Source organism: Sphingomonas sp. (assembly GCF_031361285.1).
Lineage (GTDB): Bacteria > Pseudomonadota > Alphaproteobacteria > Sphingomonadales > Sphingomonadaceae > Sphingomicrobium.
On record NZ_JANMCO010000046.1, the window covers coordinates 14,728 to 35,983 of the forward strand.

Consider the following 21,256-nt stretch of genomic DNA (forward strand, 5'->3'; position numbering starts at 1 on the left):
TTCATTGCCCCTCGGCCGCAGCCAAGCAGCCGAACTTGTGATTTCGCTGGCGATATAGGGGGCATTACGCCGACGACAAGGCGTGCGGACGCGGCTTCGCGCCGACGAATTCTTGATCTATTCAAGCGCCGAGGGGGTGGCGATGCAGGCATTGGCGAGTGGGGAATGGCTGACGCGTGAGCGAGTGGTGCGGATCGCCACTATCTGCGGCCTCGGCACGCTCGCAATTCTCGCCTGGCTCGCGGCCTTCTCGCACGGCACGTTGGACGCGCTCGGGCGGCCGCTCGGGACCGATTTCTCCAACGTCTGGGCGGCGGGCCATTTGGCGCTCGACGGCCGCGCCGCCGACGCGTGGGTGTGGAAAGACCATTACGCGGTCCAGCGGGCGCTCCACCACAAGGCCGATGTCGATTTTTACGGCTGGCATTATCCGCCGCCGTTCCTGCTCGTCGCCGCCGTTCTCGCGTCCCTGCCCTACATCCCCGCCCTGATCCTATGGCAGTTAGCGACCCTCGCACCGTTCACTTGGTTGATAACCCGGCTGGTACCGCGGCGCGAAACCGTGCTGCTGGCCCTCGCCGCCCCGGTCACCATGATTTGCCTGACGCATGGCCACAACGGGTTCCTGACCGCCTTGCTGCTCGGCGGCGGCCTCATGCTGCTCGACCGCAAACCGGTCTTCGCCGGCCTCTTGTTCGGCTGCCTGATCTACAAGCCCCAGTTCGCGTTGATCTTGCCGCCGCTGCTGCTCGCCACTCGCAACTGGCGCGCGATCGCCGGCGCGATTCTGTCGGCCGGACTGCTAGTTGGACTCACTCTCGCGATCTGGGGCTGGCCGGTGTGGCAGGCGTTCCTCGACAGCCTCCCGCTGACACGGCACGTCGTCATCGAGCAGGGCGCCACCGGCTGGCAAAAGATTATGAGCCCGTTCGCCGCGATCCGCATGTGGGGCGGCGGCATTGCGATCGCTTATGCGGTACAATTGGCCGCGACACTCGCGGCAATTGCAGCGGTGGTGTGGATTTCATGGACCCGAAAGCGCCCGGAGCTACGCAGCGCGCTGGTCTGCGCCGCCGTACTGATCGCCACTCCCTATGCGCTAGACTACGACTATGTCGTGCTGCTGCCGGCACTCGCATTTCTGTGGATCGACGGCCAACGGCACAGCGTCTTGCCATGGGACAAAAGCTTGATGGCAGTGGTGTGGATCGCGCCACTATTCGCGCGGTCGGTTGCCCAATTCACGCATGTGCCGCTCGGCCTTGCGTCGGCGATCATCGTCGCCGCCATCGCCATCCGCCGCACAATGGTCAGATCATCGCCATCCCGCCATTCACGTGCAGCGTCTGGCCGGTAACATAGCCTGCCTCCCGCGACGCCAGATAGACCGCCGCGGCGCCGATATCGTCACCGCTGCCCATGGCGCCCATCGGAATTCGTGACAGGATGCTGTCGCGTTGCTGGTCGTTCAAGGCATCGGTCATCGCCGACGTCATGAAGCCGGGCGCGAGGCAATTGACGGTAATCCCGCGCGTCGCGAGTTCTTGCCCCAACGCCTTCGACAGTCCGATCAGACCCGCCTTCGCCGCGACATAATTCGCCTGGCCCGGGTTGCCCGTCACTGCGACCACGGAGGTCACCGAGATGATCCGTCCGAAGCGCGCCTTCATCATCGGCCGCGCCGCCGCGCGCATCAGCCGGAACGCGGCCTCGAGATTGACGCGCAAAACCTCGTCCCATTCCTCATCCTTCATTCGCATCGCGAGGTTGTCGCGGGTGATGCCGGCATTGTTGACCAGGATGTCAAGCTTGCCCCCCAACGCCTCCACGGCTTGCGGCACCAGCGCATCGACCGCCGCGCCGTCCGACAAATTGCAGGGCAGCGCGACATGGTCACCGCCCAGCGACGAGCGGAATTTCTCGAGCTTGTCGACATTGCTCCCCGACACCGCCAGCCGCGCGCCTTGCCCCGCCAGGGCCTGCGCGATCGCCGACCCGAGCCCGCCACTCGCCCCCGTCACCAGCGCGGTCATTCCCGTGAGGTCGAACATCATGCGATCTCCTTCGCCAGAGCTTCAATGTCCGCCATCGTGACCACACTCAACACCTTCACGTCCGGCGCGGTGCGCTTGACCATGGGCCCGAGCACTTTGCCGCCCAATTCGATGAATTCGTCGATGCCAGCGTCGGCCATCGCCGCGACGCTTTCGCGCCAGCGGACCATGCCAGTTACCTGGTCGACCAATAGGCCACGGATCTTGTCCGGGTCGGTCTCGGGCGCGGCGGTGACATTGGCGTAAATCGGCACCGCCGGTTTCTCGACCACCACATAGCTCAGCGCGTCCTGCATCGCCTCGGCGGCGGGCTGCATCAACGGGCAATGGAACGGCGCCGACACCGGCAGCGGCACGGCGCGCTTGGCGCCCATCTCCTTGGCCATCTCGATCGCGCGGTCGATCGCGCCCCTGTGCCCAGACAGCACGACCTGACCGGGGTCATTGTCGTTGGCGACGGTGCACACTTCGCCCTGTGCCGCCGCGTCGGCGATCTTTTGCGCGAGCTCGACGTCCGCGCCGAGCAGCGCCGCCATCGCGCCGACGCCGACCGGCACCGCCGCCTGCATCGCCTGGCCGCGCAGCTTGAGCAGCTTGGCGGTCGTCGCCAGGTCGAACGAACCCGCCGCGCACAGCGCCGAATATTCACCGAGACTATGCCCCGCGACGAATTGCGCTGCCTTGGCCAGATCGACATTGCCTTCACGGGTCAGCGCCGCGAACACCGCCAGCGAGTTGGCCATGATCGCCGGCTGCGCATTCTCGGTCAGCCGCAACGCGTCGTCGGGCCCGTCGCGCATCAGCCTGAACAGATTCTGGCCGAGCGCTTCGTCGACCTGCTCGAATATGTCGCGCGCGGCGCGGCTGGCATCGGCCAGCGCGACCCCCATGCCAACCGCCTGGCTACCCTGCCCCGGAAAAAGGAATGCCCGCATTGTGTTTCCCGCCGATCTGTTCTTTCTGGCCGCGGGCGGACTAAGCGGTGAACGGCGGGATGCCAAGCCTGAGGGGGCATGTGTGACCAAACAAGTCGATGGCACCCAGGTCGAACGATCGCAGATGATGGGCCCGTGGCTAACCACGGCATTGGTGGTCGGCGCGATGATCGGGTCGGGCATCTTCATGCTTCCGGTGTCGCTCGCGCCACTCGGCGCGAATGCGCTAATCGGCTGGCTGCTGAGCATCGCCGGGGCGCTGTCGATCGCCTTTGCTTTTGCGCGGCTGTCGCGGGCTGGCGGCGGCGGGATCCAGTCCTACGTCGAGCAGGCGTTCAGTCCTTTAATTGCCTACCTCAGTACCTGGGCGTTCTGGTTTTCCAATTGGACCGGGAACGCCGCGCTAGCGATCGCGTTCGGCGCGGCGACGTCGCGGATCAGCCCGATGTTCGGCAACGAAACCGTCGTTATCCTGGCAATTGGGTCGATCGCGTTTTTGACCGCCGTCAACGCCATGGGCGTGCGGGTATCGGGCGGGCTCAACATGGCGACGATCGCGATCAAGCTCATTCCGTTGGTCGGAGTCACGGTGCTCCTTGGACTGCGCGGAATTTCAGGCGCTCCGTTCGAGCCGCTTGCTCCTGCCCCTTTGACCATCACCAACATCGCCACCGCCACCACGCTGACCCTGTTTGCAATGCTCGGGTTCGAAAATGCGACCACACCGGTGGGCAAGGTCCGCGATCCTGAACGCACCTTGCCCCGAGCCTTGCTCGGAGGGACGGTGCTGGTCGGATCAATCTACCTCCTGTCGAGCAGCGGGGTGACCTTCCTGCTTCCGGCCGGCGAGGTCGCCGCGTCACCAGCCCCTTACGCCGACGTCTTCGCGGCTTATGGCGGCGAGTCGATCGTTATCCTCGCGGCCTTCGCAATCGCGGTCAGCGCGTTCGGGACGTTGAACTGCCTGATCCTGGCTACCGGTGAACTCGGCTATGCGATGGCCCTGCGGCGCCAGCTTCCCGCGGTCCTTGCCCGGACTCAGGGCGCCAACACGCCGGTCGCCTCGCAAATCGCCGGTTCGGCACTGGCAATCCTGCTGGTATTGTCAAACAGCAGCCGGACGACCGCTGGACTATTTACTTTCATTATCTTGCTGTCGACGTCGGGAATCCTGGTGGTGTATTTGGCAGGAACGCTAGCGGCTCTTCGCAAGGGTGGGTCGGTGGGCACCCGGATGATCCTCTGGCTGGCCTTGCTGTTCATCGCCTTCGCTTTTTACGGATCGGGCGCCGAGGCCGACGCCTGGTGCCTGGCCCTGCTGGCGCTCGGCCTCGCCAATTACCTCATCATGCACCGGCTCAGTTCGCGCGGTGCCACCCCGGCGGCGGCGACCGCTCAAGTCTAGCTTCCGGAATCAGCCGCCGCAGCTTCTGCGCGAAGCTTCGCAGGCACACTTCGCTCGTTCCCAGCGGTCCGGCGATGTAGCTCGGCGATTGCATACCCGCCTGCACCCGGCTGATCAGCTCGGTGTCCTCGGCATTGACCCGCCGGTTGATCCGCCAGTTGAGGTACCGGGTCGCCCGCATCTCGCGCCGCTCATCGGGCAGCGCGTAACTGATCTCGCGGATCACCGTCTCGGTCGCGCTGACCGGCAAGAACTGCATGAAGTCGACCTGGTCGGGGTAGATGTCGAACGCGACGTTGGGGAACAGCTTGTAATAGACCCACTTGCGGCGGTGCGACGGCGGCAGGTGCGTCGCCTCGGGCAAATAATGCTGATAGGCGCGCTCGGACGGATTACTCGACGGTTTGTCGACCAGCTCGCCCTCCATGCGGTCGACATGCTCGCGCGCTTCAATTTTGTAGTTTCGCCCGAATAATCTTGACAGCCCCGGATGGCCGATCGGGATGTGCAGTCCATCCGAATAATTATCGGCAATGGTCTTCCAGTTGAGACTGCGCGGCCGATTGGTCACCCGTCCGATCGCGCGCAAATCCTCGAAGCGATACGGCGCCACCTCATCCTCATACGGCGCCATCATCTCGGCCACGCTCGGCGCGCCCGGCTCGAGCGTCGCGAACAGGAACCCGTGCCATGGCTCCAGCGCAACCGGCACCAAGCCCAATTTATCGGTCTCGAGCCCCGGATATTCGTTGCGATGGGGGACCCCGACCAGCCGCCCGTCACGAGCATAGCTCCACGCATGATAAGGGCAGGTCAGCACCTTGGCGCAGCCGCCAGTGCCGTCGACCAACCGCGATCCGCGATGCCGGCAGACGTTGGCGAACGCCCGCGCCTCGCCATCGTCCCCGCGCATGACGATTACGCTCTCGCCGAGATAGTCGAGGGCCTGCCAGTCGCCCGCCTGGGGGATGTCGCTCTGGTGGCACACGACCTGCGGCGCCGCCCGCAGGAACGCCCGTCTCTCCGCCGCGAAGAACTCCGCGTCGTGATACAGCCACCCCGGCAAGCTCATCCCGTCGAGCGGTTCGGGCTTGCAAGCCACGGATTTCAAATGCGTCGCCATCCCTCAAGACTTGCCATTTTGGCGTGGCTGCGGCAATGGGCGGCGCATCGGGGTGTCGGCCTTGCCGCCGCCCCGTTGCTTTTGAGACGACAGCCGGAGGGGCGTCCGCACGGTGCGGCGTCAGCAATCGGCCAACGAAGAGACAATGAACATGGCTCTATACGAGCATGTTTTCCTCGCACGTCAGGACCTCGCCCAGGCCCAGGTCGATGCGCTAGCGGAAAACGCCACCAAGATTTTGACCGACAATGGCGGCACGGTCGTCAAGACCGAAACCTGGGGCCTGCGCAGCCTCGCCTATCGCATCGCCAAGAACCGCAAGGCGCATTATGTCATGCTCGACGTCGACGCGCCCCCGGCCGCGGTCGCCGAGCTCGAGCGCCAGACCAACATCAACGAGGACGTCATCCGCTTCCTCACCATCCGCGTCGACGAGCACGAGACAGGCCCGTCGGCGATGATGCGGCGGTCCGAGCGCAGCGACCGTGACGGCCGTGGTGGCGACCGCGGCGACCGCGGGCCCCGCGGCGGCGATCGCGACCGTGGCGACCGCCCCGACCGCGGCGACCGCCCGAGCTATCGTCCTCGCGACGAAGAGATGGGAGTTTAACCGATGGCCCGTGCATTTTTCCGCCGCCGCAAGAGCTGCCCCTTCTCGGGCAAGGACGCGCCAACGATCGATTATAAGGACGTCCGCTTGCTCCAGGGGTTCATATCCGAGCGCGGCAAGATCGTCCCGTCGCGGATTACCGCGGTGTCCACCAAAAAGCAGCGCGAGCTGGCCAAGGCGATCAAGCGCTCACGCCACCTCGGCTTGCTCCCCTACCTCGTGAAATAAGGAGCCGGGCACATGGAAATCATCCTGCTCGAGCGGGTCGAGAAACTGGGCGCGATCGGTGACGTCGTCACCGTCAAGAACGGTTTCGCGCGCAATTATCTGCTGCCTAACAAGAAGGCGCTGCGAGCCAACGAAACCAACCGCAAGCTGTTCGAAGTCAACCGCCACAAGATCGAAGCCGACAATGCCGACAAGCGCGCCGAGGCCGAAAAGGCGTCAAAGGGCGTCGAAGGCAAAACCGTCCAGCTGATCCGCCAGGCGTCCAACGTCGGCCATCTGTACGGCTCGGTCAGCGCCCGCGACATCGTCGATGCGCTCGAAGCCGATGGCGCGCATGTGACCAAGAGCCAGATCGTGCTCGACCGCCCGATCAAGGCGATCGGCATGCACGACGTCAGAGTCGCGCTGCACCCCGAAGTCGCGGTGACGATCAAGGTCAATGTCGCCCGCTCGCCCGAGGAAGCCGATTTGCAGGCCCAGGGCATCGACGTGATGGCGCAAATGTTCGAGCGCGACGCCGCACCCGCGCCGGAAGAGCTCAATCCCGCCGTTGACGCGGATGCCGCGGAAGACGCCGTTGCCGAGACCGCCGATGAGGCGGTTGCGGAAACCGCGGACGCTCCTGAGGGTGAAGCCACTGCGGAAGCCCCCGCCGCCGAAGCATCGGACGAACCGCCCGCCACGGATGACGGCGAGCAAGCCTAAGTCCGTCTCGCGATTGCTAATACGCCGCGCTCCCCCGGGGGCGCGGCGTTTTTGTTACGCCGGTTCGCGCGCCAGGAACGCGGTTTCCCGCTCGATCCATGGTGCAAAACTGGGCCGCGCCAGGATCCGTTCGACATAAGCGCGGGTGCGTCCGTGCCGCGCGCGGTCGATTTCGCAATTGAGATGCCCCAGATTGGCGAACGGGCTGGCCACCGCGATATCGGCCAAGGTCAGGCGGTCGCCAACCAGATAGCCATCGCCGTCCGGCACCACCGTCTCAAGATAATCGAGGATCGGCGGCAGTTCCTCGCGCTCGGCGGTCGCGGCAGCGGCTTCGTCGCCCGGTCGATTGAGGAAACGCGGCGCAACCACCCGGTTGAAGAACATCTTGGCCCCGCAAGCAGCAATGATTGTATCGCCGAACTCGTCGAACCAAATGGTGCGCCCGCGCAGTTTAGGTTCGGCGGGGATCAGCGCCGGCTCGGGGTGCTTGGCCTCGAGATAATGGACGATCGCACTCGAATCGGCGAGGTGAAAATCACCGTCGGAGAATGCCGGCATCTTGCCGAACGGACTCGCTGCCCGAAAGTCCGGATTGGGATCGCCCGGCCCGACCGGCACGACTTTAAGGTCGATGCCCTTTTCGGCCGCGAAAGCTAGCACTTTGCGAACGAACGGCGAGAGCGATGAACCGTAGAGAATCATGATCAAATGCCTCCGGTAGGGCCGACAAGGCCTCGCCTTAGCCCATCCGATAATATCCCGCGAGCCGGTCGAGGGCCAAGGTTAGCACCAGCTTGCCGGCCCGCGCCGGCCAGCCGAGCGCCGTTTCGGCCTCACGCATGCCCTCGCCCGCGCAAACCACGCGCCACAAGATGTCGGACAGCCCCGGCCCGACGCTGGCGACCGCGGCGTGAAACCGCCGACGGGCATCGAGCTGGCCGGACGAAGGTTCTGGTCCCGGTGACGCTCCGCCACACCCGCGGGCGATCGGCGCCGCATCCCAGGACATCGTCACGCGGGGGGCAAGCTGAGACCGTTCCCAGTCCATCCGCAGCCGCTCCCCGGCATCAAACTGGAGCCGGCTGACCAGGCCGCGCGACAGCAGCCAGCCAAGCGGCGATTCCGCGAGGTTGACCGTCACCGACCGCGCCGAGCGCCGGATCGCCGGGCCGGTCGCCGACGCCGGCATGCCGAGCCCACCGATGGCGCGCTCCTGCAACAACCGCGCCTGTCTAATTTTGCTCATTAAATTTCCTCTCGCCGGACCAATGGACCACTGAGGTCTTGCCACAGCGGCGAAACTGTAGGACAGTGAAAAAACCAGTTTGGTTAGGATAATCTGGAGGCAGACTGATGATCACGCGGATTCGTGAAGTGCGCCGCGCACGGGCGATGACCCTCGACGATGTTGCCCGCGCCTGCGTTCCGCCGACCACGCCGCAGACCATCGGCCGCCTCGAAACCGGGACCCGCACCGTATCGGTCGGCTGGCTCAACCGCATCGCTGCCGCGCTTAAGGTCGAAGCCTCAGACCTCGTCGATCATGGCGATCGGGCGGATCTCGGCGTTGTCGCAATTCTTGGAGCCGGCGGCGCGTCGGCGCCAAAACGAACCGCACTGGTCGTTCCGCCGCGGGCGAGCGCGGGCCAGGTCGCAGTGACCGTCTCGGCCAGTCTCGGCGACTATCGCGCCGGCGACGAAGTCTGGTGCGACGTGTTGCAGCCCGAGGACTTCACCCAGGCGCTCAATCGCGACGTGCTGATCCCGCGACCGGCGGGCCGATTCCTGTTCGGCCGCCTGATCGGTCGCGAAGATGGCAAACTCCACATGCTGCCGCCCGGGGCCGGCGGCCGCCAGAGCGTCGTCGCCGATCCGCCATGGCTGGCGGTCGCGGTTCGGCTAGTCCGGAGCCTCTAGGGAATTTGGTTCAGACGCTCCCCGCGCTGAACTTTGGTGGGCGCTGACGGGCTCGAACCGCCGACCCTCTCGGTGTAAACGAGATGCTCTACCAACTGAGCTAAGCGCCCGTGCGAGGATCGCGTTTGCGGTGCCACGGGCCGGGCGCTTGGGCAAGTCAGCCGCGGGCGATCACACCACCGCAGGCTGGCCGATGTCGGCGAAATAGCGACGCAGGGCCTGGCTCGCCTGCGGGGCGAGTTCGACGAAAACCCGCCGGCCATCATGCGGATCGGCGCGGCGCTCAAAAATTCCCTGCTGGGTCATCGTCTTGAGCCAGCGTAGTGCCGTTGTGGCGGGTACCGACGCAGCGATGCACAGGCTCGATACCGGCACGCGGAGCTGAGTAAGTTCAGCCTGGAGCAAGTCGAGCAGCATGTCCCAGGCAGGGTCGGCGAACATATTTTCGTCAAAGTAGCGGGCGCGCAACCGCCGCGCTTGAATGACGTTTCGCACCGTTTCCGCGGAAACCTGTGGCAGGTCGCCCGATACAGGCGGCATTTCGGTCAGCCGTGGCGAAGAGGCCGGGCCGGTCGACAATCTCGCCAGGGTCGACGCAATTCGGCTGACTTCGTCACTTAGCTGGCGCAGCCGGGTCGCATTCTGGTCCGATGCGACATCCGACAGGCGATCGGGACGGCCGGCAGTGCTCAACGCAACCGCGAGCGCCGCCGTGCGATCGGCCTCGTCACCGTCGACAACCAACGCGATCCCGCCGTCACCAAGCCGCGCCTCAATCGCGTCTATCAGCTTAGACGGAGCTGCGACGATTGCCGGGTATCGCCCGTGCGCGACATCCCGATTTACATGATCGAGCAGCCGGTCCATCGGCGCCCCGCGATCGTCGTCCAGTTCGATCCACAAGGCCGACGCCGCCGCCTGCCGGTCAATCCGTTCCAGCGCCGCCTCGATGTCAACGGAATCGGCGATCCTCAACCCGCAGGCTTCGACGGTTCGGGCGGCGCGCTGGAGCGCGGCATCGCTGTCCCCGGCAATCAGGATCGGAGGGCGATCGAAACCGCTCTGCGAACTCGCCGCGCCGGCCAAATAATCGGTCATTGATTAGTCCCTTCGAAAGTCGGGACCGAGCAACTTTGGTTGATAGCGCGCATTGTGGAGTAGAGTCAGACGATTTCGGTATCCATATTGGATGCTTCGCAACTGAGTAGCAATGAACCGGCGACTATACCCATTCACCTGGACGGGAGAGTATGCGTGGAGCGATTGGGTGACCGGCCAACGGCCGAGCGAGGGCGGTGGTTGGCTGAGTTGGCCGACGCCATTGCCGAGGCGCAACGGGTGGCTCGGTGCTTGAGCACATCAACAGCCGATTGTCCCGAAGCGAAAACTCTCCACGGCCGCCTGGAATTGGTCCGAATTGAAGTCGAGAACCTGCGCCGGGGTGGCTGGAGCTCCCAGCCGACGAAGATTGATCCAAGTTGGACCAGTCTCTTCCCGTGGCGGGGCCGGCCCAAATTCTAGATGCCTTGCGGAATGTCACCCCCGCCGGCGAATTCTTCCAGCCAAGGCCAGATTGCCGGCGCCTGCCAACCGCCGGTCGCGACGAAACCACGGTTGAGAAAGGCTTTCTTGCCATAACGAAGCGACGATCCATCGGGCCCGTCGACACGCCCGCCGGCGGCAATCAGAACGGCATGGCCGGCGCCGGTATCCCATTCGCTGGTTGGTGACAGCCGCGGGTAGATGTCGGCTTTTCCTTCGGCGACAATACAAAACTTCAACGAAGAGCCGACCGCGACGTAGCCGCAGCCGCTGGCCGTCTTCGCCAGATAATCGGCCGTCGCTTGGTTGAAGTGCGATTTGGAAGCCACTGCAGTTAACTCCGGTCCGGGCCTGCGCGTTGCAATCGACCGCCGACCACCGTCGTCTTCCATCCATGCCCCATGACCCACCAATCCGCCGTGAAGCACTCCCCGCGCGGGGGCGAACACGACACCCAGGCGCGGCATTCCGTCGCTGATCAACCCGATGTTCACGGTGTAGTCGTCACCGCCGCGGATGAATTCCTTGGTGCCGTCGAGCGGATCGACCAGGAAATACAGTTGGTCATGGGCAGGTATGCGCCCGGCGGCAACCTCTTCTTCCGCGATCACCGGGACGCCGGGGGCAGCGCGGGCCAACGCCGCGAGGATGATTAGCTCGGCCGCGCGGTCGGCCTCCGTGACCGGCGACGCGTCCCGCTTGCTCTCGACCTCGAACCCACGCGCGACGATCTGCAGGATCGCCTCGCCGGCTTCGCGCGCCGCGATCGCGATGGAGTCGAGAAGCTTCAGCTCTTCCAAAATGCTCGTGCCTAACGGGGCGCCATGCGGATGCCGCCGTCGAGCCGGATGGCTTCCGCGTTCAAATACGGTGTTTCGACCACGAAGCATGCCAATTTGGCATATTCCTCTGGCCGGCCGAGCCGCTTGGGAAACGGCACCTGGGCCCCCAGCGCGTCCTGCACATTTTCGGGCATCATCGCCACCATTGGCGTCTTGAATACGCCCGGCAGGATGGTGTTGACCCGCACCCCGTCGTTCATCAGGTCGCGCGCGATCGGCAGCGCCATTGCCAGCACCCCGCCCTTCGACGCCGAATAAGCGACCTGGCCGATCTGCCCGTCCTGCGCGGCGACCGAGGCGGTATTGATGATGCAGCCGCGCTCATTGTCCGCCAGCGGTTCGAGCCCGACCATCCCCGCCGCGGAATGCGCGATGCAGCGAAAAGTCCCGACCAGGTTGATCGCGATTGCCAGCTCGAACTGTTGCATTGGATAAAATTTGATCTCCCCCGTCAGCTTGTCGCGGCCGACCGTCTTGGCGGCGTTGGCGACGCCGGCGCAATTGACCAGCACGCGTTCCTGGCCGTGGGCCGCGCGCGCCTTGGCGAAAGCCGCCGCGACTTTCTCGTCGCTGGTCACGTCAACTTCGCAGAAGATGCCGCCGATCTCTTTGGCAATTTTTTCGCCCTTGTCGGCGTCGCGGTCGAACACTGCGACCTTGGCCCCGCGCCGCGCGAGTTCGCGCGCCGTCGCTTCGCCCAGCCCCGACGCGCCACCGGTAACGACCGCCGAAATTCCTTGGATGTCCATGCTCGTGCCTTCGCTTGATGCTGGCCCGGCCAGCGCTGGTGCGGGCCTATGCGATGGATTTGTCCGATCACCAAGTGGGTCGCCAACCGGCAAGGTGATGCAAGGGAAACACGCTCCGTCGGCCAAGACCATCTAATCGTCGAGAATCGAGATAGAAACCGCTGACATTCCAATCGGTCCGTGGCAGATTCGATAAAGCGGCCATATGGCTATCGTTCATAAAGCCAAGGCTAGGGGACAGGCATGAACTCGTACTCAATTCGTTGGCTCGCTGGCGCGGCCCTATTACTCGACGTCGGCGCTGCCGCTTCGGCGCAGCAAACTATTCCAAGCACGGCGTTTCAGGCGCCCTTGCCTTCCGCCAGCGCAGTCAACGCTTTCTACGGTCGATGGTCGACCCCGATGTGGTTCCGCGGCAGCATGCCCAATGCCGCCGTTCCGCAGCTGGTGAATATCTTGAAACGGGCGCCATTCGATGGCCTTGCGACGGGGCCACAACTTGCCGCCCAGGTCGAAGCGGTGGCGGCGCAGGCGCAGAGCGGTAACGCGACTGACATCGCGTCGGCCGAGCGAGTGCTGTCGACCGCCTGGGTCGAATATGCGCTGGCGGTCAAGCGGCCGACCACGGGTATGATCTATGCCTACGACGTGCTGAAGCCCCGGGGTGGCCGGGCCGATCAGATCCTGTTGACCGCGGCGGCGGCGCCTTCGCTGACGCAATACATAACGTCGGTTGCAAACGTGAATCCAATTTACGCTCAGTTGCGCGATACCGCGTGGGCGCAGGCTCAAGCGAGCGGCAATCTCACACCCGATCCGCGGCTGCTTGCAAACCTTGATCGGGTGCGCTCATTGCCCGCCAGCGGCCGGTTTCTGTTGGTCGATGCCGGATCGTCGATGCTGACGCTTTACCAGAACGGGCAGCCGATCGATTCGATGAAGGTCATTACCGGCACCAATGAGCTGCCGACGCCGCTCATCGCCAGCGTCATGTATTACATCACTTACAATCCCTATTGGCATGCACCTGACCATTTGGTGCGCAAGACAATCGCGCCCAATGCGGTGCACCTCGGCCAATCCTATCTGAAGTCGCACGGCTACGAGGTGATCGACGAATGGAGCGAGAATTCAAAGGTCATCGATCCGGCCACAGTCGACTGGAAGGGTGCCGCAGCCGGGACGGTCCACCTTCGGGTGAGACAGCGGCCTGGTCCTCTGAACTCGATGGGAATTTTGAAATTCCCGTTCCCGAACCCTCAGGACATCTATCTCCACGACACGCCGGACCATGCGAAGTTCGCACTGGCCAACCGTAACCTCAGCAACGGCTGTGTACGCGTCGAAGATGCCAAGCGGCTCGGACGCTGGCTGCTCGGTTCTGAGCCAACATGGCCGGGAAAAGAAGCGGAGACGCGTGTCCAGCTGGCGCAAGGCACGCAGGTCTACCTGACCTACATCACGGCGCAGGTGAAAGACGGCAAGCTCGCCTATCGGCCCGACATTTACGGTTGGGACCGCGCCGCGCCGCAATTCGCGTCAAACTAACGCGGAAGCCACCATTGACCGCGAGTGCGTGGCAACGGCTCGCTGCTGGCGGCAAATAGCGTCATCGACGGGTAATTTCGACGATCTTGTAAACGCGCCGGGTAGAAGCGCCCTGCTGTCCCGCTGGGATGGAAATGCGGCGATGGGTTCGCGGCGGGCGCGTCGTTGCAAGTCGCCCGCACATTGATAGCGCAAGCTTAGCCTAGCCAACGGGGCGGAGGCCCCAGGCCCAGCTCCACCGGCCAAATTCTCAGCACAAAGAAAACCGGCCCGGAGGCGAACCTCCGAGCCGGCATTCTTTTCAAGACCGTCAGCCGAGCTGACGCCTCGCCTCAGGACCCCCCGCGAAGTACCACTTTGCGGGATGGTTCCCCTTGTTACCCGCGCTCGGGCTCAGGCGGCGGCGGCGGCGGCGGCGGCGGCGGCACCGGACAGGCGTCGGTCGCCAAAATCACCGAACCGTCGGCACAGGTCTGCGTCGCAGGAGGCGGCGGAGGCGGCGGCGGCGGGGGTGGCGGCGGCGGCGGTGGCGGTGGCGGCGGCGGAGCAAAGTTGTAGATCAGGCTCAGCAGCAAGCTGTGCGTGCGCAGGCGACCGCTCAAATCGAACGGAACGCGCTGTCCACCACTTTCGTTGAAGGTCAGATTGCTCGCGTTGAAGAAGCGATACTTCAGGCCTAGATCGATGTTAGGCGTGACCGCATAACGAACGCCGGCAATGGCCTGCCAGGCAAACGAATTGTCAGAATCGCTGAAGCTAAAGGAACTGAGCGGCGCAGCTATCGAAGCGCTATACTTGACCTTAGCGTAACCGGCACCACCGCCGATATAGCCGTTCCAGCCATTATCGTCGCCGAAATCGAGCAGTATGTTGGCCATCGCCGAAAGAACGGAGACTCGCCCGTCCGTCGGGTAGAACAGAGCGGAAGCGGGCAGCGCCAAGACTGCATCGATTTTGGTGGGCTGCAGGCTTGCACGCTTGTAACCGAGCTCTGCTTCAGCGCGAATCCATCCAAAGTCGTAACCGCCGATGGCATCGACGTCCCAACCCTTCTTATGGTTCATAATCAAACCATTCGGGAGCGTGAGATTCGCATCCCGATAGATGAGTGCGGTATCCTCGACGATCATCGGACCGCCTTCGATGCCGACGTAGCCCGAATGGTCGAGAGCGAGCGCCGGTGTAGTCAGCCCTGTCGATGCGAGCGCCATTACGATGGCCAGCTTGCGCATAATTGTCCCCTTTCACGTGCGTTCTGAAATTGAACTGCCGGAACACATTATGAGAGCGCTTGTTTCCGCGCAAGGTGGCTGTTCTCTCAAATTGTTGCACAAAAGCCTCACATGGCCTCAGATTGGTATTCAAGTCATTGAAACACATGCAATTTATTACATTTCAATAAGTCCGTGCTGGCGCATGGTAGCAAGGACTAATCCGATCGCTGTTCGGGCTTCCGAATCGATTGTGGTTCCGCCCGCGGGGGCCACGATTGCCAGGGCTCGCGATCCCACCACTTTCAGGCCGTCGACCGCCAGTTGCGACCCATTGAGCGTTCCAATCTCCCACGCGCCGCCATGATACACCGCGATTTTCCCGTTGCTGGCGACATAGAAACTCATGCCGTCGCGCGGCGCGACGAAGCGCCAACCGCCGCTGGTAAAGGCCGCAAGCTGTTGCGCGTGACCGACCCAAAGGCCGGTCGGGCTGCCAGCAATGATATAGCAATTGCCGATTGTCGGGCTGGCGGGCGGCGCCGCGAGCGGAAGTCCTTCGACGGCGCCCGCCACCAGCACGTCCATGACCTGTAACGCTTCGTTGTGGAACAATTCCTTCTGGGCTTGGCCGGCAACTTGTCACTATTCCTGTCATGTACCCAATGAGCGTGACGATGTCAAGCATTATTTACCGGTTTGGTTATTTAATTCTGGGAGATTGTGCCACATGACTCATGTCCGCGTCTGGCAATTCCAGCCCGCCCCTGGGCGCGAAAGTGATTTCGTGGCGGCCTATTCCGGCGGCAGCGTCTGGGCAAAGCTGTTCGACCAGGCCGAAGGGTTTGTCGGCACGACCTTGCTCACACCGATTAAATCCGGCGGGCCTTATTTAACCCTCGACCGGTGGGAGTCATTGGGCGCATTCGAGCGCTTCCAGGATGTTTTCGGGGACGCCTATCGCCGCCTCGATATCACAATGGAGACGCTGACAGCTGGTGAAGTCTTTATCGGCGCGTTCGACAATCGTTCGTGAATTCAGCTTCTAGCGGAACGCGGCGTTGGCGGCGGTGACGATTTTCCACTGCGTCGACGGCGTGGTACTGGCGCTGCGCACCGTCGGGGCCAGCGGTACGTAATGGCCGCCCGAACCACCAAAGGCGAAATGGCTGTGATCGCCCTCGTCGAGCGATTCCATCAGATGATATCCGGCGTTGCGAAAGGCGGCGGCGATCTGCGCATGGGTAACGCCCGGCCGGCGCGCGATGTCGACCGCCCGTCCGCTCAAATGCCAGCTGTTGCGGACCCCGCCGACAGCGTGATTGTGGGCGACCGAGCGGATCATGCTGGTCACTCTTCCCCATTGGGCGCCAAGGCTGGCCACGGCGCGCAAATTGACCCTCGACCCCAACGGCAACGACGGATTGGTGAACAATGGATTGTTCAACCGCGCGGGCGTCGGATTATTCGACGCCAGCAGCGCCTTGGACGCCGAATTGGTGACGACGGTGGTGATTTGCCCGGAATTGGTGCGGACCCCGACCGTGCGAACTCCGACCGTGCGGATGCCGAAATCGGTTGTGCTCGACGCCGCCCAGGCTTCGGTCGCACTCATCAACAGCGCCAAACTCACCAACGATTTCAACATGGGACCCCCCGGGACTCCGACTCGCATTACACCGGTTGCGCAGGCCGGACAATTGCTGGCCGGCCGGTGTCCCAATCCGCACCATCGCCCGCCCTGGAGCCCGCCCCAGCGACCGACTCCACAGGCCGTTGCGCCCATGGTAAGCCGCATCGTCAGCCCGCTTTCAAGCGCCATTAGGGGCCTGCACGCCATCCTTTTGCAGACCCGGCTGACGAGTAAGCGATCAGTTTCTTCAACAGGGGCGAAAACCATGACCAAGACTCTATTCCTGGCGACATTCTTACTGTCGTCGCTTCCCTTGGCGGCTTGCAACAAGCCGGCCAGCCAGGCTGACGGCACCGCGGCCACGGCCACCGCCGCCGCCACCGCCGCCGCTGCAGTCAAGGCTGTCGAAGCCGAGATGCTCGCGGCGTTCGCGACAAAGGATGCCGCGAAGCTCATATCGCAATATGCGTCGGATGCGGTGCTCGCCCTCCCTGGCCGCACCGTCAAGGGCACCGAGGAGATCACCAAAGCCTACACTCAGGATCTCGCCGATCCGGCCTTCTCCTTGGCCTTCGTCAACGACAAGACCGATGTCGCCGCATCCGCCGACCTCGCCTACACCAGCGGCACCTTCAATGTGAGCTCCACCAACCCGCAAACCAAGGCGGTCGAGAAGGTCGCCGGCACCTACGTCACCGTGTTCCGCAAGCAGGCCGACGGATCGTGGAAGGCGGTCGCCGACATCGCCACCCCCGGCGCCCCGCCGGCAGCCGCGGCCGCACCTCCAGCCTGAGCCTCTGACGGTCGCCGGCCGCCAACCCGATCGATCGAAGCGCGGCTCGCGGAGGTTCGGTGCATATCGCGCCGGGCCCTCGCGAGCCGCCTTCGGGCCAAGGCCACCTTCCGCGTGCCAAATTCGAACGGCCGGTTTTCCGACCATTGCGGAAGGTGATTCACCCATCCTAGACTCGTCGCGACGATAAGCGGTGCATCAACAAGCCTGGTTGCTGCGTTGGTAACTGTGTCCGCAAGGATGAATCGGGATGGCGCGATGAAATACAAGTTTGCGGTGTTGGCTCTGATCCTCAGCCCGTCGGCGGCTGTTGCCGCCGCGCAACTGCCGCCGCTCAAGAACCCCGCCGTCCTCAACATTGGCTTCGTCTGCCGCTGGGACGATCGCTGCATCGACCGCCAAAAAGGCGCGATGCGCGACGCGCTCAAATTTGTCGCCAAATACCCGCCGCCGCCGTGGAAGATCCAGCTGTGCAATCGCAACGCCGGCCGCAACGGCACCCGCGTCGACTGGGTCGGCTTCCACAATTGCGTTCGCAACGCGGAGCTTCGCCCGCCGCCCAAGCCCAAGTATCGCCGCCGCTAGAACCCTATTCTTCGCCAACCCCGCCGGTGCTAAGGGCGGAGTCGGGTGGGGTCACAACTTGGGGAAGATGACGATGAAAAATGCGTTCCTGATCACTGCAGCCATAGCGCTTCTCGGCACCCCTTTATTGACTTCAAGCGTCCAGTCGCAGGTCAATCCCGGCAACCTCAAATGGGGTCCGGCGCCGGCGGGGCTGCCGCGCGGCGCGCAGGCCTCGGTGCTTGCCGGCAACCCCGAGCGGTCGGGCATGTTCACCATCCGCCTGCGTTTCCCGGCCGGCTATGCGGTGCCGCCGCACACCCATCCGGCCGATGAGCATGTGACGGTCATTTCCGGCCAGCTGTCGCTTGGCATGGGGCCGCGAGTCCGGCCGCGGCGGATGGCGAGCCTGGTCGCTGGCGGGTTCGCCAATGCGCCCGCGCGCATGGCCCATTACGCGTCGACCCGCTCCGGGGCCGTGATTCAGGTCACCAGCCAGGGACCGTTCGCGATCACCTACGTCAATCCCGCCGACGATCCCCGTCGCAGGTAGCTCTGCAGGTTGACCGGACGGGTTTCGCCGCCGCTAACCGGATCGCGATGCAGGAAAAACGCATCCACGAGATCTTCCAGCTGAGCATCCTCTTAAAGGGTGCCCACGCGATGATCGAATGCCTGGGCGGCATCGCGCTGGCGGTGACCAGCGCCGCCACCATCCGCGCCTGGGTCGACCGGCTGACCCAGGACGAGCTCCTCCACGACCGCGGCGACTTCATCGCCAGCCATATGCTCGCCTGGGCCCAGACCTTTTCGGTCCAGACCCAGCATTTCTACGCTTTCTATCTATTGAGCCACGGCGTCGTGAAGCTGGCGCTGGTCGTCGGCCTGCTGATGAACCGCCTCTGGGCCTATCCCGCTTCGCTTGGCGTGATGACCCTGTTCATCGCCTACCAGCTCTACCGTTTTTCTTACACCCACGGCCTCGGCCTGATCGCGCTGACCATCTTCGACCTCTTCGTCATCGCCCTCATCTGGCACGAATACCGCCTGATCCGGCACCATCTGCCGGTGAAGTGAGGGGGACGATCAGTAGCCCATCAGCGCCAGTACCTCGCGCCGGCTTCTCTCGTCGCTCCGAAACGTGCCCATCATGCGACTGGTGGTCATCATCACCCCGGGCGTGTTGACGCCGCGCGCGCTCATGCAGCTGTGGCTGGCCTCGATGACGACGGCGACGCCCTTGGGCTTCAAATGCTCGCAGATGCAGTCGGCGACTTGCGCGGTCAGCCGTTCCTGCACTTGCAGGCGCCGGGCGTAGCCGTGGAGGACACGGGCTAACTTGCTGATTCCAACAACTTTATCGCGCGGCAAATAAGCGATCGACGCCTTGCCGATGATCGGCGCCATATGGTGCTCGCAGTGGGACTGGAACGGGATATCCTTCAACAGCACGATCTCGTCATAGCCGCCGACCTCCTCAAATGTTCGCGCGAGGTGGATTGCCGGGTCTTCGGCATAGCCGCTGGCATATTCGCGCCAGGCTCGCGCGACGCGTTTGGGCGTATCGAGCAGGCCTTCGCGATCGGGATCGTCACCGGCCCAGCGGATCAATGTTCGCACCGCTTCGGTGACGTCGCTGGGAACGCCGACTTTGGGCGGGGATTCAACCAAATCGCCATCTTCAGGTTCAGCGGTCATATTTCCAACTCCCTCGCGATGCCCTCGGCGACCGCGGCCGCCTGCTCCCTTATGTCGGGTACCGCGACGATTTCCCAATAGCGGCCTTTGGTCAGCGGCCCCAACGCCCACATCCGCTCGGCGCCAATCGCCCGCGATCGCTGGTCGACATCGAGGCCGATACCGAGCGGGTCAGGTCGCACCAGTTGGCCATCGAGCAAAGACCGCAACATCGGATCGCAGGTCCGCTCGATGGCCCCCAGCGGCCCGGTGCAGTTGATGGCATAGGCAAATCGCCTGGTTTCCGCCGATCCGCGGCGTCGCCGGATTTCGACCTCGAGCCCGCCATCGACATCCCGGATGGCGCCAATACGGCCGGCGACGATCTCCAGGCTGCCCGCCGCAACCCGATCATGGACCTGGCGCGCAACCTCGGGCGCGATCCGGTGGCGGTGCACATCCCACCACGGTCGCGCATGGCGCAGGAAGCGCCGCTGCTGCCGATCGTCCAGGCTTTGCCAGAGCTTTTGGCTGTGCGGCCGCAGAGAATCGATCGCGGCGCGCCAGCCAAGTTCGCCGCTTCGCCGCCTGAGCCAGCGCCACAATGCCAATACGTCGCCTTTCGGAACATCGCTTTCTTCCACGGGAGAAGCGACGAAATCCGCATGTGCCTTGGGGATCTGCCCGCGCCGCGACAATGCGACAATCCTGCCCTGGTGCTCCGCGGCATTGAGCGACAGCACCGCGTCGATCATCGTCAGCCCGGTGCCGACCAGCAGGACATCGCCGCCGCTCGTCGCGGCGTCGCGAACCGCGGCCTTGGCTTCGTCGTTCCACGGGTTGTTGATGAAACGCGCGCCCAGTCCCGAAGCGATGCCCAACGGCTCCGGCGACTGGTTGCCGGTCGCCAGTACCACCGCTTGCGCCGCGACCATGCCGCCGTCGTCCAACTCTACCCACCATCCGTCTGCACCCGGTGTCGCGGCAACCGCCGTGCTCGATACCACCTCGCCGAGACCGGACGCCACCACGTTATCGAGGATTTCGCGCAGATAGCGGCCGAAGAATCTCCGCTCCGCGAAGCCTCGTGGGTCGCCAAATTTATGCGCGAAATTACTCGGGTCGTCGGGCCACGCGCTCATCCCTTCAGCCCGCACATTCAAAACATGCGCCGGTTCCGCGGTTGAATAGGCCGTGCCGAGACCCACTCGTCCGCCGCCTTCGATTAACAGCGAAGCAATGCCGCGGCGGGCGAGTTGGGCCGCCAGCATCGTCCCCGAAAATCCGCCGCCGATAATCGCAACCGGTACGCGCCGGTCAGATTTCATAGTCCGGCCATGCGTTGGGATTGGCGGCCCCGGCTTTGCGGCTGGCGATGTCGTCATAGATGTCGGTGACTGTGCGGCCGGCGGTCTGGGTGAACCAGGCGGGCACGACCGAATGGATCAGGCAGGCGATTCCAGCACTGACCAGCCGGGCCCCGATAACCGCGGCTCCGGCGCCGTGCGATGCCCACGACATTCCGAGTGAGCGCGGATGATCATTGAAGAGCCGACCGACCAAGTTTGAGCTTGTGTCGGAACCGGTTTTTCGCTGTCCTAATGCCATGGCACGTGCTAGCCCCTCTTTCGAACCAATTTGGTGGCCCCGGCAGGACTCGAACCTGCGACCTGCGGTTTAGGAAACCGTTGCTCTATCCTGCTGAGCTACGGAGCCA

Annotated in this window: 26 protein-coding genes and 2 tRNA genes; 12 read left to right on the top strand and 16 right to left on the bottom strand. The window is 64.0% G+C overall.

Annotated elements, in window-relative coordinates:
* Positions 1-82: 82 nt before the first annotated feature.
* Complete coding sequence (locus RMO25_RS04825; RefSeq protein WP_309661470.1) at positions 83-1,357, top strand: glycosyltransferase family 87 protein; 1,275 nt, start codon at positions 83-85, stop codon at positions 1,355-1,357.
* On the opposite strand, the gene fabG is transcribed toward RMO25_RS04825, so the two are convergent.
* Both fabG and fabD read right to left on the bottom strand, forming a co-directional pair.
* A complete protein-coding gene (fabG, locus tag RMO25_RS04830; RefSeq protein ID WP_309661533.1) occupies positions 1,311-2,051 on the bottom strand; it encodes a 3-oxoacyl-[acyl-carrier-protein] reductase in 741 nt (246 codons plus the stop codon). The genes RMO25_RS04825 and fabG overlap by 47 nt on opposite strands.
* The gene (gene fabD, locus RMO25_RS04835; protein ID WP_309661471.1) at positions 2,051-2,989 is read right to left on the bottom strand and encodes an ACP S-malonyltransferase; all 939 of its coding nucleotides are present in this window, start codon (positions 2,987-2,989) and stop codon (positions 2,051-2,053) included. Before fabD ends, fabG begins: the two co-directional genes overlap by 1 nt.
* Before the next feature lie 82 nt (positions 2,990-3,071).
* Here fabD and RMO25_RS04840 point away from each other — a divergent pair, with 82 nt between their 5' ends.
* Positions 3,072-4,394: an amino acid permease gene (locus tag RMO25_RS04840; protein WP_309661472.1), complete on the top strand. Its 1,323-nt coding sequence runs from the start codon at positions 3,072-3,074 to the stop codon at positions 4,392-4,394.
* Here RMO25_RS04840 and RMO25_RS04845 read toward each other — a convergent pair.
* The gene (locus tag RMO25_RS04845; protein WP_309661473.1) at positions 4,348-5,517 is read right to left on the bottom strand and encodes an aromatic ring-hydroxylating dioxygenase subunit alpha; all 1,170 of its coding nucleotides are present in this window, start codon (positions 5,515-5,517) and stop codon (positions 4,348-4,350) included. The genes RMO25_RS04840 and RMO25_RS04845 overlap by 47 nt on opposite strands.
* A gap of 151 nt (positions 5,518-5,668) precedes the next feature.
* Here RMO25_RS04845 and rpsF point away from each other — a divergent pair, with 151 nt between their 5' ends.
* Genes rpsF through rplI form a run of 3 tightly spaced genes read left to right on the top strand, consistent with a single transcriptional unit; the run spans position 5,669 to position 7,060 of the window.
* A complete protein-coding gene (rpsF, locus tag RMO25_RS04850) occupies positions 5,669-6,127 on the top strand; it encodes a 30S ribosomal protein S6 (RefSeq protein ID WP_309661534.1) in 459 nt (152 codons plus the stop codon).
* 3 nt (positions 6,128-6,130) lie between these two features.
* On the top strand, positions 6,131-6,355 hold the full coding sequence (gene rpsR / locus RMO25_RS04855; RefSeq protein WP_309661474.1) for a 30S ribosomal protein S18: 225 nt from the start codon (positions 6,131-6,133) through the stop codon (positions 6,353-6,355).
* Between the two features lie 12 nt (positions 6,356-6,367).
* Complete coding sequence (rplI, locus tag RMO25_RS04860; RefSeq protein WP_309661475.1) at positions 6,368-7,060, top strand: 50S ribosomal protein L9; 693 nt, start codon at positions 6,368-6,370, stop codon at positions 7,058-7,060.
* Between the two features lie 54 nt (positions 7,061-7,114).
* Here rplI and RMO25_RS04865 read toward each other — a convergent pair whose 3' ends face one another.
* Both RMO25_RS04865 and RMO25_RS04870 read right to left on the bottom strand, forming a co-directional pair.
* Positions 7,115-7,765: a glutathione S-transferase family protein gene (locus RMO25_RS04865; RefSeq protein ID WP_309661476.1), complete on the bottom strand. Its 651-nt coding sequence runs from the start codon at positions 7,763-7,765 to the stop codon at positions 7,115-7,117.
* A 37-nt stretch (positions 7,766-7,802) separates the two neighbouring features.
* Positions 7,803-8,252 (bottom strand): DUF6456 domain-containing protein, encoded by a 450-nt coding sequence (locus RMO25_RS04870; RefSeq protein ID WP_309661535.1) that lies wholly within the window; start codon positions 8,250-8,252, stop codon positions 7,803-7,805.
* Positions 8,253-8,416: 164 nt separating this feature from the next.
* On the opposite strand from RMO25_RS04870, the gene RMO25_RS04875 reads away from it, so the two are divergent.
* Complete coding sequence (locus RMO25_RS04875) at positions 8,417-8,980, top strand: helix-turn-helix transcriptional regulator (protein WP_309661477.1); 564 nt, start codon at positions 8,417-8,419, stop codon at positions 8,978-8,980.
* 34 nt (positions 8,981-9,014) lie between these two features.
* On the opposite strand, the gene RMO25_RS04880 is transcribed toward RMO25_RS04875, so the two are convergent.
* The 4 genes from RMO25_RS04880 to RMO25_RS04895 form a co-directional block, all read right to left on the bottom strand.
* Positions 9,015-9,090: transfer RNA gene (locus tag RMO25_RS04880), tRNA-Val, on the bottom strand.
* A 61-nt stretch (positions 9,091-9,151) separates the two neighbouring features.
* A complete protein-coding gene (locus tag RMO25_RS04885) occupies positions 9,152-10,078 on the bottom strand; it encodes a hypothetical protein (protein ID WP_309661478.1) in 927 nt (308 codons plus the stop codon).
* Positions 10,079-10,497: 419 nt separating this feature from the next.
* Entirely contained in the window at positions 10,498-11,322 is an 825-nt protein-coding gene (gene cysQ, locus RMO25_RS04890) for a 3'(2'),5'-bisphosphate nucleotidase CysQ (protein ID WP_309661479.1), read from the bottom strand.
* Between the two features lie 11 nt (positions 11,323-11,333).
* The gene (locus RMO25_RS04895) at positions 11,334-12,113 is read right to left on the bottom strand and encodes an SDR family oxidoreductase (protein WP_309661480.1); all 780 of its coding nucleotides are present in this window, start codon (positions 12,111-12,113) and stop codon (positions 11,334-11,336) included.
* Between the two features lie 243 nt (positions 12,114-12,356).
* Between RMO25_RS04895 and RMO25_RS04900 the strand changes: the two genes are divergently transcribed.
* Complete coding sequence (locus tag RMO25_RS04900; RefSeq protein ID WP_309661481.1) at positions 12,357-13,661, top strand: L,D-transpeptidase family protein; 1,305 nt, start codon at positions 12,357-12,359, stop codon at positions 13,659-13,661.
* Positions 13,662-14,038: 377 nt separating this feature from the next.
* On the opposite strand, the gene RMO25_RS04905 is transcribed toward RMO25_RS04900, so the two are convergent.
* Entirely contained in the window at positions 14,039-14,893 is an 855-nt protein-coding gene (locus RMO25_RS04905) for an outer membrane beta-barrel protein (protein ID WP_309661482.1), read from the bottom strand.
* A gap of 156 nt (positions 14,894-15,049) precedes the next feature.
* Positions 15,050-15,487 (bottom strand): DUF2793 domain-containing protein, encoded by a 438-nt coding sequence (locus RMO25_RS04910; RefSeq protein WP_309661483.1) that lies wholly within the window; start codon positions 15,485-15,487, stop codon positions 15,050-15,052.
* A 115-nt stretch (positions 15,488-15,602) separates the two neighbouring features.
* On the opposite strand from RMO25_RS04910, the gene RMO25_RS04915 reads away from it, so the two are divergent.
* Positions 15,603-15,908 carry an antibiotic biosynthesis monooxygenase gene (locus RMO25_RS04915; RefSeq protein ID WP_309661484.1) on the top strand — a complete coding sequence of 102 codons (306 nt, stop codon included), beginning with the start codon at positions 15,603-15,605 and terminating at the stop codon, positions 15,906-15,908.
* A 9-nt stretch (positions 15,909-15,917) separates the two neighbouring features.
* Here RMO25_RS04915 and RMO25_RS04920 read toward each other — a convergent pair whose 3' ends face one another.
* A complete protein-coding gene (locus RMO25_RS04920; RefSeq protein ID WP_309661485.1) occupies positions 15,918-16,487 on the bottom strand; it encodes a D-Ala-D-Ala carboxypeptidase family metallohydrolase in 570 nt (189 codons plus the stop codon).
* Positions 16,488-16,770: 283 nt separating this feature from the next.
* Between RMO25_RS04920 and RMO25_RS04925 the strand changes: the two genes are divergently transcribed.
* The 4 genes from RMO25_RS04925 (at position 16,771) to RMO25_RS04940 (ending at position 18,939) form a co-directional block, all read left to right on the top strand.
* Complete coding sequence (locus RMO25_RS04925) at positions 16,771-17,298, top strand: SgcJ/EcaC family oxidoreductase (protein WP_309661486.1); 528 nt, start codon at positions 16,771-16,773, stop codon at positions 17,296-17,298.
* A gap of 258 nt (positions 17,299-17,556) precedes the next feature.
* Positions 17,557-17,883: a hypothetical protein gene (locus RMO25_RS04930; protein ID WP_309661487.1), complete on the top strand. Its 327-nt coding sequence runs from the start codon at positions 17,557-17,559 to the stop codon at positions 17,881-17,883.
* Positions 17,884-17,956: 73 nt separating this feature from the next.
* The gene (locus RMO25_RS04935) at positions 17,957-18,415 is read left to right on the top strand and encodes a cupin domain-containing protein (RefSeq protein ID WP_309661488.1); all 459 of its coding nucleotides are present in this window, start codon (positions 17,957-17,959) and stop codon (positions 18,413-18,415) included.
* Positions 18,416-18,462: 47 nt separating this feature from the next.
* Positions 18,463-18,939 carry a DUF2127 domain-containing protein gene (locus tag RMO25_RS04940; protein WP_309661489.1) on the top strand — a complete coding sequence of 159 codons (477 nt, stop codon included), beginning with the start codon at positions 18,463-18,465 and terminating at the stop codon, positions 18,937-18,939.
* A 9-nt stretch (positions 18,940-18,948) separates the two neighbouring features.
* Here RMO25_RS04940 and folE read toward each other — a convergent pair whose 3' ends face one another.
* From folE to RMO25_RS04960, 4 genes are all read right to left on the bottom strand, one after another.
* On the bottom strand, positions 18,949-19,560 hold the full coding sequence (folE, locus tag RMO25_RS04945; protein WP_309661490.1) for a GTP cyclohydrolase I FolE: 612 nt from the start codon (positions 19,558-19,560) through the stop codon (positions 18,949-18,951).
* Positions 19,557-20,867 (bottom strand): FAD/NAD(P)-binding protein, encoded by a 1,311-nt coding sequence (locus tag RMO25_RS04950; protein WP_309661491.1) that lies wholly within the window; start codon positions 20,865-20,867, stop codon positions 19,557-19,559. Before RMO25_RS04950 ends, folE begins: the two co-directional genes overlap by 4 nt.
* Positions 20,857-21,147 (bottom strand): DUF6356 family protein, encoded by a 291-nt coding sequence (locus tag RMO25_RS04955; RefSeq protein ID WP_309661492.1) that lies wholly within the window; start codon positions 21,145-21,147, stop codon positions 20,857-20,859. The genes RMO25_RS04950 and RMO25_RS04955 overlap by 11 nt, the downstream gene beginning before the upstream one ends.
* Positions 21,148-21,178: 31 nt before the next feature.
* Positions 21,179-21,255, bottom strand: a tRNA-Arg gene (locus RMO25_RS04960).
* Position 21,256: the final 1 nt, after the last annotated feature.